This window comes from Enterococcus sp. AZ163 (assembly GCF_050498925.1).
GTDB classification, from domain to species: domain Bacteria; phylum Bacillota; class Bacilli; order Lactobacillales; family Enterococcaceae; genus Enterococcus_A; species Enterococcus_A ferrettii.
Genome location: NZ_JBIPAO010000001.1, coordinates 652,378 through 669,171, shown reverse-complemented (window position 1 = coordinate 669,171; position 16,794 = coordinate 652,378). Strand labels below are relative to the sequence as shown.

General features: G+C 41.4%; 19 protein-coding genes. 18 read left to right on the top strand and 1 reads right to left on the bottom strand.

Going from position 1 to position 16,794, the window contains the following annotated elements; translation table 11 throughout:
- Nucleotides 1-80 precede the first annotated feature (80 nt).
- From IGI46_RS03380 to IGI46_RS03315, 14 genes are all read left to right on the top strand, one after another.
- Nucleotides 81-2,258 (top strand): BglG family transcription antiterminator, encoded by a 2,178-nt coding sequence (locus IGI46_RS03380; RefSeq protein WP_429964878.1) that lies wholly within the window; start codon nucleotides 81-83, stop codon nucleotides 2,256-2,258.
- Nucleotides 2,239-2,703: a PTS sugar transporter subunit IIA gene (locus tag IGI46_RS03375; RefSeq protein WP_429964877.1), complete on the top strand. Its 465-nt coding sequence runs from the start codon at nucleotides 2,239-2,241 to the stop codon at nucleotides 2,701-2,703. Before IGI46_RS03380 ends, IGI46_RS03375 begins: the two co-directional genes overlap by 20 nt.
- Before the next feature lie 324 nt (nucleotides 2,704-3,027).
- Nucleotides 3,028-4,437, top strand: coding sequence for a PTS galactitol transporter subunit IIC (locus tag IGI46_RS03370; RefSeq protein ID WP_429964876.1), 1,410 nt, complete (start codon nucleotides 3,028-3,030; stop codon nucleotides 4,435-4,437).
- Nucleotides 4,430-4,708, top strand: a complete 279-nt coding sequence (locus tag IGI46_RS03365; protein ID WP_207700749.1) for a PTS sugar transporter subunit IIB — start codon at nucleotides 4,430-4,432, stop codon at nucleotides 4,706-4,708. Before IGI46_RS03370 ends, IGI46_RS03365 begins: the two co-directional genes overlap by 8 nt.
- Before the next feature lie 22 nt (nucleotides 4,709-4,730).
- Nucleotides 4,731-5,468 carry an SDR family NAD(P)-dependent oxidoreductase gene (locus IGI46_RS03360; RefSeq protein WP_429973942.1) on the top strand — a complete coding sequence of 246 codons (738 nt, stop codon included), beginning with the start codon at nucleotides 4,731-4,733 and terminating at the stop codon, nucleotides 5,466-5,468.
- 19 nt (nucleotides 5,469-5,487) lie between these two features.
- On the top strand, nucleotides 5,488-5,763 hold the full coding sequence (locus IGI46_RS03355) for a hypothetical protein (protein WP_429972878.1): 276 nt from the start codon (nucleotides 5,488-5,490) through the stop codon (nucleotides 5,761-5,763).
- A 310-nt stretch (nucleotides 5,764-6,073) separates the two neighbouring features.
- Nucleotides 6,074-7,021: a sugar-binding transcriptional regulator gene (locus IGI46_RS03350; protein WP_429972877.1), complete on the top strand. Its 948-nt coding sequence runs from the start codon at nucleotides 6,074-6,076 to the stop codon at nucleotides 7,019-7,021.
- A 79-nt stretch (nucleotides 7,022-7,100) separates the two neighbouring features.
- Nucleotides 7,101-8,102: a thiamine pyrophosphate-dependent dehydrogenase E1 component subunit alpha gene (locus tag IGI46_RS03345; RefSeq protein WP_429964873.1), complete on the top strand. Its 1,002-nt coding sequence runs from the start codon at nucleotides 7,101-7,103 to the stop codon at nucleotides 8,100-8,102.
- Between the two features lie 595 nt (nucleotides 8,103-8,697).
- The gene (locus IGI46_RS03340) at nucleotides 8,698-9,672 is read left to right on the top strand and encodes an alpha-ketoacid dehydrogenase subunit beta (RefSeq protein ID WP_429972876.1); all 975 of its coding nucleotides are present in this window, start codon (nucleotides 8,698-8,700) and stop codon (nucleotides 9,670-9,672) included.
- Between the two features lie 15 nt (nucleotides 9,673-9,687).
- On the top strand, nucleotides 9,688-10,893 hold the full coding sequence (locus tag IGI46_RS03335; protein WP_429972875.1) for a dihydrolipoamide acetyltransferase family protein: 1,206 nt from the start codon (nucleotides 9,688-9,690) through the stop codon (nucleotides 10,891-10,893).
- A 38-nt stretch (nucleotides 10,894-10,931) separates the two neighbouring features.
- Nucleotides 10,932-12,323, top strand: a complete 1,392-nt coding sequence (gene lpdA / locus IGI46_RS03330; protein ID WP_429964870.1) for a dihydrolipoyl dehydrogenase — start codon at nucleotides 10,932-10,934, stop codon at nucleotides 12,321-12,323.
- Between the two features lie 167 nt (nucleotides 12,324-12,490).
- Complete coding sequence (locus IGI46_RS03325; RefSeq protein WP_429972874.1) at nucleotides 12,491-12,823, top strand: winged helix-turn-helix transcriptional regulator; 333 nt, start codon at nucleotides 12,491-12,493, stop codon at nucleotides 12,821-12,823.
- Nucleotides 12,824-12,880: 57 nt separating this feature from the next.
- Nucleotides 12,881-13,054 carry a pyridoxamine 5'-phosphate oxidase family protein gene (locus tag IGI46_RS03320; protein ID WP_429972873.1) on the top strand — a complete coding sequence of 58 codons (174 nt, stop codon included), beginning with the start codon at nucleotides 12,881-12,883 and terminating at the stop codon, nucleotides 13,052-13,054.
- On the top strand, nucleotides 13,038-13,286 hold the full coding sequence (locus tag IGI46_RS03315; protein ID WP_429972872.1) for a hypothetical protein: 249 nt from the start codon (nucleotides 13,038-13,040) through the stop codon (nucleotides 13,284-13,286). The genes IGI46_RS03320 and IGI46_RS03315 overlap by 17 nt, the downstream gene beginning before the upstream one ends.
- A gap of 116 nt (nucleotides 13,287-13,402) precedes the next feature.
- On the opposite strand, the gene proC is transcribed toward IGI46_RS03315, so the two are convergent.
- Nucleotides 13,403-14,215 carry a pyrroline-5-carboxylate reductase gene (gene proC / locus IGI46_RS03310; RefSeq protein WP_429972871.1) on the bottom strand — a complete coding sequence of 271 codons (813 nt, stop codon included), beginning with the start codon at nucleotides 14,213-14,215 and terminating at the stop codon, nucleotides 13,403-13,405.
- Nucleotides 14,216-14,347: 132 nt separating this feature from the next.
- Here proC and IGI46_RS03305 point away from each other — a divergent pair, with 132 nt between their 5' ends.
- The 4 genes from IGI46_RS03305 to IGI46_RS03290 all read left to right on the top strand — a co-directional run bounded on the left by IGI46_RS03305 (nucleotide 14,348) and on the right by IGI46_RS03290 (nucleotide 16,600).
- On the top strand, nucleotides 14,348-15,310 hold the full coding sequence (locus tag IGI46_RS03305) for an AraC family transcriptional regulator (protein WP_429964866.1): 963 nt from the start codon (nucleotides 14,348-14,350) through the stop codon (nucleotides 15,308-15,310).
- The gene (locus IGI46_RS03300) at nucleotides 15,311-15,607 is read left to right on the top strand and encodes a hypothetical protein (protein ID WP_429972870.1); all 297 of its coding nucleotides are present in this window, start codon (nucleotides 15,311-15,313) and stop codon (nucleotides 15,605-15,607) included.
- Nucleotides 15,604-16,161, top strand: coding sequence for a hypothetical protein (locus IGI46_RS03295; protein WP_429972869.1), 558 nt, complete (start codon nucleotides 15,604-15,606; stop codon nucleotides 16,159-16,161). The genes IGI46_RS03300 and IGI46_RS03295 overlap by 4 nt, the downstream gene beginning before the upstream one ends.
- 109 nt (nucleotides 16,162-16,270) lie before the next feature.
- On the top strand, nucleotides 16,271-16,600 hold the full coding sequence (locus tag IGI46_RS03290) for a nucleotide pyrophosphohydrolase (RefSeq protein WP_429964863.1): 330 nt from the start codon (nucleotides 16,271-16,273) through the stop codon (nucleotides 16,598-16,600).
- Nucleotides 16,601-16,794: the final 194 nt, after the last annotated feature.

Sequence of the window (16,794 nt, the reverse complement as noted above, 5' to 3'; positions counted from 1 at the left end):
GACAATAATTGTTCTAGTACAATTTTTTTGGACGCGCAGTAAAAAGGATTGGTCTTGTGAATAATCTGGGGAAAAATATAATGAGAAGTGTAGAGGTGATAGGTGTGAATCGAAGAATCAATAAAATTTTATTGGATATTTTGCATGAGAAGAAGCAAACATTGCACAGTTACGCGAGTTTATTCAAAGTTTCCGAGCAAACGATTCGTAATGACATCAAGGAAATCAATTTTCAATTAGAGAAGGACAATGATGCCCGCATCATTTTTGATGAAGGAGGGCATTTGCAGATTTCAAAGGAGGTTGATCTGAACGAACTGCTGAAAACGTACGGTTCCTTTCAGGATTATCATTTATCTCAGGATGAGCGGCGGACGATTTTAGCTTTGTTGCTGGTTACCAGCAAGGACTATGTAACCACGTATTATTTATCAGAATATGTTTTGGTCAGTCGTAATACATTGGTCAGCGACATTGAAGAGCTGAAGCTGTGGTTTGAACGGAATAACCTCACTTTATACTCGGCAGTCGGTAAGGGCTACAAGGTTAAGGGTGATGAACAAAGGATTCGGACAGCTATGACTAAGCTGATTATCTTTAATGGATTGTTTGACAATGACTATGATTATGCCTTTAGCAGTGAGAATAATATTTTCCAAAATCTTCTGCTGGATATCATTGACAAGCAAACCCGTTATCGTGAAGTAGGGCAGCTATTGTTGGAGGTGGAAAAGCATGAGGGCGTGGAGCTATCAGACTTTTCTTATCAGGAAGTGGTTTGTTACCTGTTGATTATGTTGGAACGTTTGCAGCTGGGGTTCCAGATTGCTGATTCCAACGAACTGCACCGCTTAAGAGAGAGCTCGAAGTACGGCTTTGCTCAGGCGATTAGTAGGAAGCTAAGTGAACATTATGCAACGACAATTAATGAAGGGGAGACCGACTATTTAGTCTCAATTCTTCGCAGCAAAAGTTACATCAAGAACAACAGTCGTAAGATCGATTCGATTGAAATGCAAATTTTAATTAATGAGTTTATTTTCAATTTAACCAAAGAGCTGGGTATTAAGTATTATTTGAACAGCGATTTGTTCGAATTATTGGAAAATCACCTCAAATTACTGATTTACCGTATCAAATTAAACAGCAGCGTGAAAAATGCTCTATATGATGAAGTTTATCACTCCTACACCGATATTTTTCCGCTGGTAAAAAAGCACCTGCAAAAAATTGAAGAGTATTTAGGCAAAGAGGTAACCGACGATGAATTGTCTTTCATTGTCATGTATGTCATGGCGATTCTGGAAAATACGATCAACTCTACGTTTCAAGGTCCGATTCGGATTCGTTTGGTTTGCAACTCTGGCAGCGGAACGGCCCAGCTAATCAAAGTGAAATTATTGGCGGCCTTTCCTCATTTGGAAATTGTCTCAGTGGATTCTTCCCACACGCTGCAGAAGATTCAGCCGGAAAATCAAGACCTGATTGTTTCCACGGTTCCTTTGCAGTTTAAAAAGTCGCCAGTAGTCTTGGTTCACCCGATTTTAACGGAAGAAGATATCGTATCAATACAAAAAGCAATTTATAAAATTAAACCGCAACAATTTATTGATCAGAATTATTTGATTACTAAGGAAGAGAAATTGATACAAAGTTTTTTACCGGTGATTGAGAAGTATGTAGATGAAGAAAATCAGCAAAACTTTCTGCGGGATTTGGAACAGTTTTACCGTTTGAACGAGCAGATGACCATGGATCCTCAAGAAGTAGTGCGGCTATCTTCAATCTTGCGTTTGGACCATATTGTGTTGGATCAAACAGCAACAAATTGGCAGAAAGCGGTAAGCCAGGCAGGAGAGATTTTGCAGAAGGATCACTACATTGATCCCGAATATATTGAGGGAATGATCGATATTATTGAGGGAAATGATCCATATATCGTCATCTCACCGGGGGTTGCGATTCCTCATGCGGAGGCCGCCCAGGGAGCACGACGAATTGGTGCCAGCTTATTGCGCTTGAAGGAAGCAGTTTGTTTTAACCACAAGCAAAACGATCCGGTGAAATATGTGATTGCTTTTAGTTTGCCAGAAGGAAAATCAATAGGCACTTGTTTGTATTATTTTACTGAAATACTGGCAACTGAGAACTTTTTAGAACGAATGGATCAATGCCAAACGCCAGAAGAAATCATGCTTGAACTAAAAAAAATGGAAGACAAAGTGATGGGATTCTCTTATGAAAAAAATATTATGTGATGAAAAGCAAAAGTATCTTTATTGTACTTTTGATGAAACCGACAAAGAAATGCTATTAAAAAAAATGAGCGACGTGTTGTACGATCACGGGTTCGTTAAAGCCAGCTATCAGGAAGCAGTGATTGAACGAGAGAAAAAATTCCCTACCGGACTGCCTACAGCTGGAATCTGTGTTGCAATACCTCATACAGATTCAGATCATGTAGAAAAGGAAGGCTTCTTAGTTGGGGTATTGAAGCAGCCAGTGACTTTTGAAATCATGGCCAGTAATCATGAGTATGTAGATGTCGAGCTAGTGTTCATGTTAGCGATTAAAGAACCCGAACAACAGCTGGTTATGCTGCAGCGGCTGATTGCTTTATGTCAAGATGAGAAGAATTTACACCTGTTGAAGCAAGGGAAACAAGTAGATGAAGTAGAGCAATTGTTAGAGACAATTAATTAGGGTTGTTACTAAGAATAAAAATGCCAGTCCAACTTTTCGCAGCAGACTAAGTACGAAGTGATCACTACAAATTTAGCTAAACAATAAAACGAACCACATAGTTGGATGGTACACGGCATGAAAATAGGACTATTTTTTGGAACAAAAAATAATTCATTAATAGGAATAAGGATGCCAGTCCAACTTTTCGCAGCAGACTAAGTACGAAGTGATCACTACAAATTTAACTAAACAATAAAACGAACCACATAGTTGGATGGTACACGGCATGAAAATAGGACTATTTTTTGGAACAAAAAATAATTCATTAATAGGAATAAGGGGATGAATGAAATGCTAGATATTATCAAAGGCGGGGTTAACTATATTTTGGATTTAGGAGCAGCGGCAATGCTGCCGATTATTTTAACAGTTTTTGGGGTTGTGCTAGGCCAAAAGCTGAGCCGATCGTTTCGAGCAGGTTTAACAGTTGGTATTGGATTCACTGGGTTGAATCTAGTTATTGGCTTGCTATCCGATTCGGTTGGTCAAGCCTCAACAGCTATGATTGAACGATTGGGCTTGCACTTAGATATTTTGGACGTTGGTTGGCCGATCGGGGCGGCGATCACCTTTGCGACACCGATTGCGGTTTTGCTAATTCCAACCATTTTTATCTTTAATATGGTGCTGCTGCGTTTTAATCTAACGAAAACAATGGACGTGGATATTTGGAATTATTGGCATTTGATTTTCCCTGGAGCAATGATTTATTATGCAACAGATTCGATTGTTATTGCCGTTGTTTGTGCATTGATTAATACGTTCGTCATCTTCAAGCTGGCTGACTGGACAGCACCAGCAGTGGAGCATTTCTACGGCTTACCTGGAATCTCGCTGCCGCATGGTGAGACGGTCAATTTTGCACCGATCACATACGCGTTAAATCGGGTATGGGATAAGATTCCTGGTATTAACAAAATTGATATTAATGCGGATAACTTGAAGGATAAATTAGGTATCTTCGGCGAACCGATGATGATCGGCTTGATTCTAGGGGTTGGTATGGGCTTCTTGGCTGGGTATGATTCACAGGCAATTATTCAATTAGGGATTCAAATGTCAGCGGTTATGATTTTGATGCCAAGAATGGTAGCGCTTCTAATGGAAGGCTTGTCTCCAATTGCGGAAGCAGCAAAATCCTTCATTCAAAAACGTTTCCCAGGAAAAGAAGTATATATCGGTTTGGATGCAGCGGTTGTTACGGCTCACCCAGCGATTATCACTGTTGCTTTGATTATGGTTCCAATCACTATTTTGTTAGCAGCTACTTTACCATACAACCGGTTGTTGCCATTTGCTGATTTAGCTGTATTGCCGTTTACTGTCATTTGGTCAATTGCCGCTTCCAAAGGAAATATTTTCCGCGGCTTGTTAAATGCGATTGTCTCTGTTTGTATCGTCTTCTTCATTGCGACTAACCTAGGTGCTTTGACTACAACAATGGCTCACGCAGTAGGCTTTGCCTTCCCAGAAGGAGCAACCATGATTTCAGGGATTGATATGAGCAGTCACATTACCTTGTGGATTATGCTGAAATTAATTGATCCATCCAATGTACCTGCTTTTGCTGCGGGTGTGATTGCTCTGGTAATGTATGGAGGACTTTGGTTCTGGACAAGAAATGATATCAAAAAACAATTCAACATTGAACCAGATAAAAAGAATGTAGAAGGAGTCGAGACAAATGAATAAAAAACATGTATTAATTGCTTGTGGAACTGGGGTAGCAACATCAACAGTGGTTTGTATGCGGGTGAAAGAAGAATTAGAGAAAAATAATATCACAGCAACTGTTGAACAATGTAAGGTAGCTGAACTGCCATCAAAAATTGGCAATGCCGATCTAGTGGTAACCACGACTTCTTATGAAAGCAACGACATTCCGGTTATTCGTGCCTTATCCTTTTTGACCGGTGTTGGCATGGATGAAGACATTAAAAAGATTATTGAAATTTTGCAATAAGGACGTGGACCTAGTGGAAAATATGCAGGGAAAAGTTGCGGTTGTTACTGGAGCGGCTAAAGGAATCGGGCGATCTATTGCGGAAAAATTTGCGCAGACCGGTGCACATGCTGTTATTGTTGATTTCGATCAAGAGGCTGGCGAAGCGACTGCTGAGCAATTAAGTCAAGAGTATGCGCAAGCATTGTTTGTCAAAGCAGATGTGTCTGCTGCAGAAGATTTACAGCAGGTAAGAGAGCAGGTTTTTGCGGAATTTGGGCGAATAGATGTGTTGGTTATTAATGCTGGGATCAGTTATCGTCATTCAGTTGAAGAGATTAGTATCGAAGAGTGGCAGCGAGTTCTTCACATCAATCTGGATGGTTCCTTTTATACCATCAAAGTTTTTTATGAAGACTTCCTGTCTAATCAAGGCAAGATTATTTTCGTCACTTCTGGATCGGCTATCACTGGAACAGGTGGAGGGGCTCACTACGCCTCTTCCAAGGCCGGTCAGCATGGTTTGATGCGCACCATTTCAAAAGAGCTGGGACCAAAGGGCGTCAATGTGAATGCCATCGCACCAAGGGTAATTCAAACAGAGATTTTGGATCATTTGTATCCCGACGAGGCTAGTCGAGCTGAGCTGTTGAAGAAGATCCCGATTTCACGCATTGGACTGCCGGAGGATATTGCCAATCTGGCTCTGTTTTTAGCCAGTCCAGAGAGCTCATATATCCATGGGCAGATCATTTTAGCCGATGGCGGCAGAACATATTAATGGAAAAGGAAGAATATGCATGAAGAATATTTTAGTAGCAGCTGGAACCTCCGATAACAAACGCAACTTTGCGGTCAATTTTATCCAAGACTATTTGACTCAAAAGGGTATAGAAGCAACGGTTACCGGAAAAAGTATTTATGAAGTAGAAGCACTAGACCCTTCAACTGATGCTGTGGTCGTAATTGGTCAGCCTAAATTTGCCATTGATGTGCCCAAAGTAGACGGGACTCCTTTTATTACTAAATTTGGGATGGAAACTTGTTGTGATCAGTTGATTGCGGCAATCCAGTAATAGATAGAAAGCATTCTGCAGATAAAGCCATTGAATCCAAACGATAGTAGACTGTCTTTCTAGTCAGCTCTACTGCGTGGATTCAATGGCTTCCTCTTGTCACTTTCAATATGCTACGTAACATATGTCACTAGACAATCTCAAAACAGAACATACTGTAAACATTTACATTGGCGTCATAATAGCGTTGACAGCAGACTAAATCCGACCTACTATTAACTTGTAACATATGTCACGATATATCACATATGTTCGAAAATGCACAAAGTTGGTAAATGCTGCTTAGTAAAAAGTTTTTTGGGGGTAGGACATGAGTTATTCAGATGATCGAAGGCTGTTGACGGAAATGGCATCAATGTATTACGAAGAAGGAGCCAAACAGTCTGAGGTAGCCAAACGGTTTAACATCAGCCGCTCGCTGGTTTCTAAATATTTAGCGAAGGCTCGTGGTTTGGGATTAGTAGAGATCATTATTCATGACGATATGGCTCATCCTTACCGAGGATTAGAAGAAAAAATTGCTGAAAAATTTAAGTTGCAGGAAGTCATTTGTATTGCCCCTACTGGTGTTGAGATGTTAAGTAAGCGCATTGGAATAACGGCCGCAAAATACCTGGCAAGAATTTTACAGCCTAATCAAACGGTAGGTGTGTCAGCAGGTACAGTGGTTCACGAAGCAGCCATGAACTTCTCACCCAAGAGTCAATTGGAGTCAGTGAAATTTGTTCCATTGGTTGGTGGATTGGGCCAGCAGCACATGGCCTTACAAGCGAATGTTGTCTGTGAATTGTTCGCTAAGAAGTGTGATGGTATCGCAGTTGAACTGCATGCACCGATTACAGTAGATTCTGCAGAAGCCAAGCAAGTATTCATGGAACAGTCTTTTATCAAACAAGTATTCGAGGAAGCGAAGGAAGTCGATGTTGCCTTGGTGGGTATTGGCGGTTTGCCAGCTTACTCGACCATGACTAAAACGTATTTGCTGGCTGATTCGGATCAGCTGCAGATAGAGCTGTCGGATCGCAAAGTGGCTGGAGATATTTGTTATAACTTTATTGATGAGTCAGGAAATTTAGCTGCTTGTACTTGGAATAACCGGGTACTGGCACTTGATTTGAAAGAGTTGAAAAAGATTCCGATTCGCATTGGTGTTTCGGGTGGAAAAGAAAAAATCGGCGGTATCCAAGCAGCTTTAAAGGGCGGATTGGTAAATGTACTGATTACCGACGAAGAAACAGCAAAAACTTTACTTAAGTAGAAATACAAAGAAGTCCACTTTGATTTTACTGGAATCAGTGAAATTGGTGATAGATGAATCAAGAAAAGGAGCGTAAATTATGTCAGAGACAAGTAAAATGTCCGTACCGAATCGTGCAGGTTTGACTGACGAAGATCTCAAAAAAGTATTCAGAACAATGTGGGAAATTCGTTACTTCGATGAAAAGGTGGATCAATTGTTTGCAAAAGGGTTAATTCACGGAACAACTCACTTAGCAGTTGGGCAGGAGTCATCCTCAGCTGGGAGCGGGGCAGTATTACGTAAAACCGACTGGATTACCGCAACACACCGAGGACATGGTCAAACGATCGCTAAAGGGTGCAACATCAACGAAATGATGGCAGAACTTTTCGGTCGAACAACTGGCACAAACAACGGCAAAGGCGGATCAATGCATATCGCTGATTTAGATACAGGAAACTTGGGCGCCAACGGAATTGTTGGTGGCGGCTTCCCAATTGCTACCGGTGCTGCCTTAACAGCTAAGATGAAGGGGCAAGACAACGTAGCCTTGGCTTATGCTGGCGATGGCTCTACCAATGAAGGAAGCTTCCATGAAGCAGTAAACTTAGCAGCCATCTGGGATTTACCAGTTGTCTATTTTATTGAAAATAACCAATACGGCATGAGCGGTCCATTCAAAACGATGATGAAGGTTGATAAATTATCTGATCGATCAAAAGCTTATGGTATTGAGGGGATCACAATTGATGGCAACGACCTAATCGAAGTGATCAACACAACTTATGATGCAGTAGAAAAGGCTCGTCGTGGAGAAGGACCAACCTTGATCGAAGCCATGACGTATCGTTGGAAGGGTCATTCAAAATCAGATGCTAAGAAATACCGTACTAAGGAAGAAGAAGAAGATTGGCGCAAAAACCGTGATCCAATCAAGCTGGCAAAGGACAAATTTGTTGCCGCTGGAGTGTTCACCGAAGAAGAAGCTGAAGCGATTCGCGTTGAATCCAAACAAGCAATCGAAGACGCGGTAAAATTCGCTGAAGAAAGCCCAATGCCAGAACTCGAAAGTATGTACGAGGATGTTTATTCGGATTAATCGTGCGTTTTTGAAATCAAAAGCTACGAGCTAAATGGAATTACGGGCTATTTAGTGGAATGGTACACGTATTGAAAATCAAACTAATTTTTTCACAGAAAAATTAATACCTAATTATTGAAATAGGGTGCCAGTTCTACTATTCGCAGTAAACACTCGTTCGAGAAGAATCAAAAGTTACGAGCAAAATGAGAATACGGGTTGCTTAGTGGAATGGTATACGGCGTTAAAATCAGACTCATTTTTCAGAGAAAAATGATTACCTTAGTATTAACAAGGATGCCAGTTTCACTTTTTGCAGTAAACACTCGTTCGAGAAGAATCAAAAGCTACGAGCTAAATGGAATTACGGGCTATTTAGTGGAATGGTATACGGCGTTAAAATCAGACTCATTTTTCAGAGAAAAATGATTACCTTAGTATTAACAAGGATGCCAGTTTCACTTTTTGCAGTAAACACTCGTTCGAGAAGAATCAAAAGCTACGAGCTAAATGGAATTACGGGCTATTTAGTGGAATGGTATACGGCGTTAAAATCAGACTCATTTTTCAGAGAAAAATGATTACCTTAGTATTAACAAGGAGGAGCAAGTTGATGAGAGAAATCACTTATTCAGAAGCAGTAAGAGAAGCAATGTCTGAAGCGATGCGAGAAAACGAAGACGTTTTCTTGATGGGCGAAGATATTGGAATATATGGCGGGGCTTTTGGGGTTAGCCGAGGAATGTACGAAGAGTTTGGGGAAGAACGAGTTCGTTCAACACCGATTGCTGAGTCCGTTATTGCGGGAGCTTCTGTGGGGGCAGCCATGACGGGGATGCGCCCGATCTTTGAAATTCAGTTTTCGGATTTTATTACGATTGCTTTGGACCAAATTGTTAACCAAGCAGCCAAAATTCGTTACATGTACGGTGGTAAAGCGAAGATTCCTTTGGTTATGCGTACACCAGGCGGATCGGGAACAGGAGCAGCTGCTCAGCATTCCCAAAGCTTAGAGAACTGGACAGCTCATATCCCAGGATTGAAAGTTATCCAACCAGCAACTGCTTACGATGCGAAAGGGCTATTGCATGCGGCGATTGAAGATGATAATCCTGTGATGTTCTACGAGCATAAACTGTGCTATCGAACTACTTCTGATGTACCTGAAGGCAAATACACAATTCCAATCGGGGTAGCAGATGTGAAACGTGAGGGAGCCGATATTTCCGTCGTAGCAACAGGAATCATGGTTCATAAAGCATTGGAAGCAGCGGATATTTTAGCTGAAGAAGGTATCGATATTGAAGTAGTTGATCCAAGAACATTGGTACCGTTAGATAAAGAGACTATCGTGGCTTCTGTGATGAAAACTGGTAAAGCGGTCGTAGTTACTGAAGCAGTGAAACGCAGTGGGTTCAGTGCTGAGTTAGCCAGTGTGATTGCTGAAGGCGAATCCTTTGATTTCTTGGATGCACCGATTATTCGTTTGGCCGGCAAAGAAATTCCAATGCCATATCATCCTGAACTAGAGAAAAAAGCCGTGCCGCAGGTGGAAGATATTGTTGAAGCTTGCCGCGGATTAATGTAGGAAGGGAGAAAAACTATGGCACATGAAGTACTAATGCCCAAATTAAGTTCAACGATGGATGTGGGAACCATCACCACTTGGCTGAAGGACGAAGGCGATTCGGTTGAAGTGGGCGAAGCGATTTTCGAAGTGATGACCGATAAGATTGCCATCGAAGTAGAAGCTTACGATGAAGGTATTCTATTGAAGAAATATATTGGCGACGATGAAAGTGCGCCGGTTAACTCCGTCATTGCCTATATTGGTGAAGCTGGTGAAGAAGTACCTGATGAAATGCCAGGTGCTGAAGCAGCAGCAATCGAAGAAACAGCGACAGAACCAGAAAAAGTGGAAGAAAAAGCAGTTGAAGCAGCACCAGTTGCTGCTAAAAATATTCGTGCGACTCCTGCAGCTCGTCGAATTGCCCGAGAAAAAGGAATCGATTTACAAAAAGTAGCGGGTTCTGGTCCAAAAGGCCGTATCCAGGCACAAGATGTTGCTAAGTATCAAGAAAAACCAGCAGTACCAGAAGCATCTGCTGAGACAAGCAGTGGTGAGTTGATTCCATGGAGTGGTATGCGCAAAGTGATTGCAGATCGTATGCTTAACAGTAAAACTACGATTCCACATGTCACCATGAATGCAGAAGTAGATATGACGAAGCTGAAAGAATTACGGGGGCAATTATTACCGATGGTGGAAGAACAAACCGGTAACCGTATTTCCTTCTTAGAAATTATCATCAAAGCTTCAATGGTTGCCCTGAAATCGTACCCTGAATTCAATGCTCATGGTTTGGATGAAGGTATCCAGCGATTTGACGAAGTAAATATGGGCGTAGCAGTAGCTGTTTCTGAAGGTTTAGTGGTTCCAGTGGTGAAAAATGCCAGCCGTATGGGCCTAAGCGAGTTAACTAAATCCGTCAAAGAAGTAACACAAAAAGCTCGCGACGGTCAGTTATTACCACAAGAAATGAGCGGCGGTACCTTTACAGTCAGCTCATTAGGTCGCAGTAAAGTTCAGACCTTCAATCCAATTATCAATGCACCAGAAGTAGCGATTCTAGGAGTTGGCGGAATGTACGACAAGCTTGCTTTAGATGCTTCCGGTGAAGTGAAGACCATTTCTGCCTTGAATCTTTCACTATCCTTTGACCATCGTGTCGCTGACGGCGCACCAGCGGCAGCTTTCTTGAGCATGATTGTAGAGATGCTGGAAAATCCGATGAGCCTATTGTTATAGGAAAGAAGACGACATTATGTGAATACGAGGAGTAAGCTATGACGAAAAAAACAGATACAGTAGTAATCGGAGCTGGTCCTGGCGGCTATGTCGCTGCGATTCGCGCCGCACAAATGGGACAGAAGGTAACCGTTGTCGAAGCGGAGCATGTCGGCGGTGTATGTTTGAATGTCGGATGTATTCCATCCAAAGCCCTGATCACAGCTGGTCACCGTTACCAAGAAGCGCAGCATTCCGACTTTTTAGGCTTGAAGACCAAGGAAGTAACCTTGGATTTTGAGAAAACCCAAAAATGGAAAAACGAAAAAGTCGTCAAAACCTTGACCACAGGTGTGGCGATGCTGTTGAAGAAAAACGGCGTAGAAACGATTGATGGCCGGGCTCGATTTGTCGGTAAAAATACCCTTGAGATCGAAACGAAAAAAGGCAAAGAAAAACTGGACTTCAAGCATACGATTATTGCTACCGGCAGTCGTCCCATCGAAATTCCTGGCTTCAAATTTGGTGGTCGGATTCTGGATTCGACTGGTGGGCTGAATCTGAAAGAAATTCCGAAGCGCTTTGCGATTATCGGCGGCGGAATTGTAGGCTCTGAATTAGGTGGAGCATATGCCAACCTTGGCTCAGAAGTAACGATCATTGAAGGCACCCCAAGTATTTTGCCTAATTTCGAAGCAGATATTCAGCAAATGGTTACTAAGAAATTCAAGCAAAACGGTATCCAGGTTCACACGGGCGCCAAAGCGAAAAGAGCCATTGAAAAAGATAACAGTGTGGTTGTTGAGTTTGAGGTTAAGGGGAAGACGGAAACGGTTGAGGTCGATTATGTTATGGTAACGGTTGGCCGCAGACCAAACACGGATGATCTTGGCTTAGACAAAGCAGGCGTTCAAGTTACCGAACGTAATTTAGTGAAGGTGGATGAACAATACCGTACTACCCAAAAGAACATTTTTGCAATTGGAGATATTGTTCCCGGTTTAGCCTTGGCTCACAAAGCCAGCTATGAAGCGAAGATTGCGGCAGAAGTCATCGGCGGCAAAAACGTTGCCAAGGATTACCGGGCAATTCCGTCCATCTGCTTTACCGATCCAGAAATTGCGACTGTCGGTTATACCTTAGCCGAAGCCAAAGAACAAGGCATCAAAGCTAAATCTGTCAACTTCCCAATGCAGGCCAATGGTCGAGCGTTGTCCTTGAATGCAACGGAAGGATTTGTTCGCTTAGTCTTTGAAAAAGATACCGAGCTGGTTCTAGGTGCTCAAATCATTGGAGTAAACGCCAGCGATCTGATTGCCGAAGTAACCTTGGCAATCGAATCCTTCTTAACCTTGGAGGATATTGCTTTAACTATTCATGGACATCCAACCCTATCAGAAATGGTAATGGATGCTACTGAAGTTGGTTTAGGATTGCCGATTCACATGTAGAATACAAAAGAGCGTGGACACTGGTTCATGCTCTTTTTTTCCGCCTTGTATTGTTACAGCAATTTTGGAATAATTGTGGGAAATAGGGAAATAGGGAAATAGGGAAATAGGGAAATAGGGAAATAGGGAAATAGGGAAATAGGGAAATGAGGAAAAGGAGAAAATCCATGAAAATACGGGAAGACTATACCTGTCCTTTAGAGATCACCCACGATTTAATCAAGGGGAAATGGAAGCCAATCATTTTATGGCAGCTAAGCAAAAAAAACCACTCCCTCTCAGAATTAAAACAAGAGATTCAAGGAATCAGTGAAAAAATGCTGCTGGAACAGTTAGCAGAGTTGCAGGCTTATCGATTTATCGATAAGCAAAGCTTTGATGGCTATCCTCTTAAGGTGTTGTATTTTCTAAAAGAGCGAGGGCAGAAAATGTTAACGGCCTTGACGATCATGCAAGAAATAGGCACAGAATTGTTAGAAGAGATCCCCACAAAAAAGTAGGTACTGTACGGCTGGTAAGTCTCATGCTATTCTCAAAATAAAAATGGAGGAAACAGAATGCGACGAATGATTGAAAAGCTGGTGAAAGAACAGGGTACTTGTTTTCTAGGTTCCATTACAGAAGAGGGCTACCCAATGATTCGAGCCATGCTTCAGCCGATTAAAAATAGAAGAAAACTGTTTTTATCTTCACACGAATACTTCTTCCAACAAGGTGCAGCAATGGATTAAAAACGAAAAAGCTTGTCTTTATGTTTGTAATCCAATGACCTTTGAAGGTGTGTCGCTTTTGGGCGAAATGGACGTCTTGATGAAAGATGAAGAGAAGCGTCCGTTTTGGAAAGAAGAGTATCGAATCTATTATGCCAATGGCGAAGGCATGTCCGATTTTACGATTTTGAAATTCCGGGCTATCAAAGGAGAATACTATCAAAACTTCTCCGTTGAAATCTTCGATTATTAGGTGAATACACGAAAACATCTTCGATTTTAAGTTGAAAAGGAAAAATCATTTTAATTTTTGAAATTAAAAAGGGAATGACTAGCAATTTCGATTGCCGGGTCATTCCCTCTTTGCGTCTATTTTTGATTCAATTCTAGGTCTTTTTGGATGGTTGCATCAATGCCTTTAATGACGGTTGAAATGAAGGCATTATTTTCTAATTCGACAATACCGGCTACGGTTGTTCCACCTGGTGAGCTGACCCGGTCGATGAGAGTCCAAGGATTTTCTCCACTGGATGCTAGCATTTCAGCACTTCCCAGAATTGCCTGGGTAGCCATTTCGAGAGCAATGTCCTTTGGCATACCATTCTTAACCGCTGCTCGAGCAATCGAGTCGATGAATAGGAAAGCGTAGGCAGGTGAACTGCCGGCAATAGCGGTGAAGATAGAGAAATAATGTTCATCCAGCGGCCAAGCTTTTCCAATCGCATTGAACAAAGCAATCACTTTGTCAACGTCTTCCTTTGCGGCATATGGATTCCCGCAAACAGCAGCAGCCCCTTGACCTACCATCGCATTTACATTCGGCATCACCCGAACAATGCGAATCGGCTGATCCGTTTCAAATACGTCATAAATAGCTTCTGTACTTGTTCCGGCAGCAATTGAAACAACCAAGGGCTGGTTAGTCAAAATTTCTTCTTTGGCTTCCAACAGTGCGCCTTTGATTACATTCGGTTTCACTGCTAGGATGACCATATCAACTGCTTGGATCAATTCCTGGGGATCAGCCACAGCATGAGCCCCTAATTTTTCACAAAAGGCCTGAACCTTTTCTGTCGCAATATCATAAAGATATAAATCCTCTGCTTTACTAAAGCCGTTATCCACGACGCCTTGAGCGATCGCAGAAGCCATATTTCCAGCACCGATAAATCCAATTTTCATAAGTAATCCCTCCAAAAAGTGTTTGATTCAAATATTCCATGTTATACTGATAGAGCTATTATAAAGTCTTTTGATCCGAAGAGAAATAGTGTAGATAAAGTAAAAAGTGTTTGATTATAAGGTGGTGTAACCATGGCGTATTTCAATGAAGCTCATTATGAGGCGTTTTATCAATTTTTAGTAACCTTAGATTGTTACCTGCATGATAATAGAGCAATGGCCAAGGAAGTGTCTGACTTTGCTGATAATCCTAAGCGGGAAATTGCGGCGTTCGTTTCTCAGTATTCCCAAGGAGAAATCGAGGTTCCGCAAGGCTATACTCGGATTTTATATATTTTAGAAGGAGCTGCTCAGGTAGAAATCGATGGTATCGAGCACACCTATCAAGCAGGACATTTGTTTTTGAGCAATTCTCGTACGAAAATAACTTATAGAGAAAGTAAGGATACAGCAGTTGTTTGCTTCTATTTTAAAGACAGCTATTTTACCGATTCCCTGTTGACACAATTTGTCGAAGAACAGCGGCTCTATCGTTTTTTTGTTGAAGCGATTAGTGAAGAGTTCCAGCAGATCAGCCGCTATTTGATTTTTCATTTTGATCAGCTGACCGATGTTCATGTCTATTCGCTCCTGCTGTTGAAGCAGGTAGTTAAGATGTCTTATTTCAATAATAAAGTGACGAAGGCCGCCTTTGTTTTGTTGATTGTTGAGATCAGTCAGGGAGCAGACCAAGCCATCGTGAGAAAGGATCATTATGTTGCCAATGATCAGCTGATTGAAGAGGTGCTAGCTTATATAGATACGATGATTCGGGTCGTGAAGCTGGAGGAAACGGCGGCGTATTTCCATTTTCATCCGAATTATCTATCTGCTTTATTAAAGGAGAAAACTGGGCAGACCTTTACTGAGATTGTTTTACAAAAAAGGCTTCTGCTGGCACAGAAAAACTTGGCCCAAACCAATCTGTCTGTACAAGAAATTGTGGAACATCTAGGCTATAAGGACAAAGCCTTCTTTTATAAAAAATTCAAACAAGTGGTGGGGATGACACCTCGTATGTACCGAATAAAGTGCAAAGAACAGGAGGAAGCATAAATGTACGAAGAAATTTTCCAAGAGCTTCATTTAAGTGTGATTGAACTGCCCATTGAATGGGCGGCAGAAATTCCTGTGTATTCCGGCTATCTAAAGGAGCTGCCTTTTATTACAGGGGAAGGCCATTCGAAAAAGGAACTGTATCGGCAACTGATTCAGCAGTATCAAACGTATCGGGCGGAGCAGGAGGAAGAAGAGGATGAGGAGACGTTACTGAGTGCTAAAGACTTTCTGCGCTATTACGACGGTGAAACACCAGATGATTTCTCTTGGTTCAAGCAGGAGGAAAATGAATGACCACGATTCAATTATATGTTCATGAAACACCAACACTAACCTTTGAAAAAGCCAGCTTACCCTTATTAGGAGAGCTGTTAACAGTTGAAGTAAACAAAACCTTCCGTTTAGCTGAACGAGAAGAGCTATTTCAAGAATTAGAAAGTATCTGTGTAGAGCTGCTACAGCAAGGGCGTGAGCTTTTGGAAAGTATTGGTGAAGCTGAAGATTTTATCGATTTCGTCTATGTAAATTACGAAAATCGGCTTTCTTCACCGACCTTGGATCAATTGCTTCACTTTCCTTTTCAGCAGGTTCAAGCTATTTTGGAAGAGGTATTTAGTGAAGTAGTGGATGAGGTAGCAGATAAATTTTTTGAAGAACTGAGTAATCGTTTAGAAGAGACTACCGATGATGAGCTGGTAATGGAGGCACATGTTGGTGAAAACGAATTGCAGCTGGAGGTTTTTCTACCACGTACTTTTACTGAGACAATCCTTCTAAAAGATTTGATGAATGATTATCAAGGTATGTTAGAAGAAGTTACTCGCTGGTTTTTAGAAGAATTAATGTAAGCGAATGGTTGGACAAGGTAGGTATTTTTTATAAGCAAGCAGAATCTATGATAAATCAGTTTTACAGATTACCTATCAGTGATAGGAGCCATGGAAAGGGAGAAGATCGATGACCAGTATGGAGAAAGTCAATCAGTTCCGAGATGAGCGCAACTGGCGCCAGTTTCACAATGAAAAAGATTTAGCTTTATCTATTTCATTGGAGGCTGCTGAATTATTGGAACTGTTTCAATGGAAAACCTCCGAGGAGGCACGCAAAAAACCTGAACGTTTAAAGGAAGAGTTAGCAGATGTACTAATTTATTCTTATATGTTAGCTGATAATTTAGATTTTGATATTGATGAGATTATTACGGAGAAATTAGCTAAGAATGCACTAAAATATCCAATTTCCAAAAGTAAAAGCAGTAAACAAAAATACAATGAACTAAAGCAGTAGATGTTAGTTTGTTCGATGGTCGCAGGGAGTCCGGCTATCGAACAGACTGGGATCTGCTGATTTTTTTGTTTCAGTTTTTATTGAATGATCACTTATTCGTATAACAAGAATTCCATTATGATTGGCATGTAATATTTCAAAAATGGCGGTTTGGTAAATAATTTAGACTTTTTACACAAGTGAAATTTACAAAA